Below are 1096 nucleotides of genomic sequence, written 5' to 3' on the forward strand. Positions count from 1 at the left end.
CACAACAGAGCACCGCCCCCGGACGGGCGGACTCCGCCCCTCCCCACACCATCAGGTGACAGCAGAATCGGTCAAATACTCACGAACCGCCCTCTGAGACCACAGGACCCAGGCCGCGATGTCCTCCGGGGAGTAGGGCGGCGTCGGGGCGGCCTTCGCCCGCAGGCGCACGGGAGGCTGCTGGCCGAGCCGGTCGAGAAAGAGCGCCTCGGAGGCGCGGTGCAGCTGGCAGGCGGCGGTGCGCCGGGAGTTGCTCTTCATCCCTGTGCAGCCGACGAGGATGAACCTGGTGACGGTGTCGGGGTGAAGGACCGTCATGGGCTCCAGCGGGATGGCCTGTTCCTCGCACCACGCGGCGAGGCGCGCCAGAGGCGTCATGGCGAGGCCGGATCCATAGGCCGCAGCCGTCACGACAGCCAGCGAGCGGACCAACGGCGCGATGCGCTCCCACCGTTCTGGGGAAACCGTCGCCGCGGTGGGGTGGTAGCTGAGGATGCGTTGCGACACGTCGGCCTCCAGGCGCAGGGCCCATGACAGATGGCCCGTAAACCGGCCATCCCCATCAGTGTCGATCACAACACGGAGAGGTGCATCACCATGCCAGGAGGCCGTACCCGCGCGACGGCGCCACGGGACTACTCCGACGACGTCGAGAACTGGCCGAACGCCACGGTCGCCGACGGTCCCGCCGCCGCCCTCCAGGAGGTCGCCCGGCGGCTGGCCGCAGCCCTTGAAAGCAGGCCGGACGTTTCGCAGCGCACGCTCGCGACCTCTAGCGGCGTGGGCAGGGCAACGATCCAGGAGGTCATCGCCGGCACCCGCTGGCCCGACCTGCGAACCCTGTACCGGCTCGAGCGCGCGCTGGACACCAGCTTGTGGCCCGGCGGAAATGCGACCGTTTCTGAGCAAGTCCGACCCTCATATGATTACTTGAGGCCAGCCGCTTAAATTGCGAATAATTTACAGCAGCGCAAATGCCTGCTCGGCACAGTGGCGCGCTATATTGACCCGAAACGCTAAATTTCCGGCACCTCGGCGATGTAGCGGACGTGCGGGCCCTGGAAGTACCCGCGGATGATGTGTGGCTGCTTCTGTC

Annotated in this window: 2 protein-coding genes; one reads left to right on the forward strand and one right to left on the reverse strand. The window is 67.3% G+C overall.

Features of this window, described 5'->3' with window-relative positions; genetic code table 11:
* Positions 1–51 precede the first annotated feature (51 nt).
* On the reverse strand, positions 52–576 hold the full coding sequence (locus tag ACFV4P_RS35995; RefSeq protein WP_380477698.1) for a hypothetical protein: 525 nt from the start codon (positions 574–576) through the stop codon (positions 52–54).
* Between the two features lie 21 nt (positions 577–597).
* On the opposite strand from ACFV4P_RS35995, the gene ACFV4P_RS36000 reads away from it, so the two are divergent.
* Entirely contained in the window at positions 598–948 is a 351-nt protein-coding gene (locus tag ACFV4P_RS36000) for a helix-turn-helix domain-containing protein (RefSeq protein ID WP_380477699.1), read from the forward strand.
* Positions 949–1096: the final 148 nt, after the last annotated feature.

Origin of the sequence: Kitasatospora sp. NPDC059795, from assembly GCF_042732175.1 — a bacterium.
Classification (GTDB): Bacteria; Actinomycetota; Actinomycetes; order Streptomycetales; family Streptomycetaceae; genus Kitasatospora.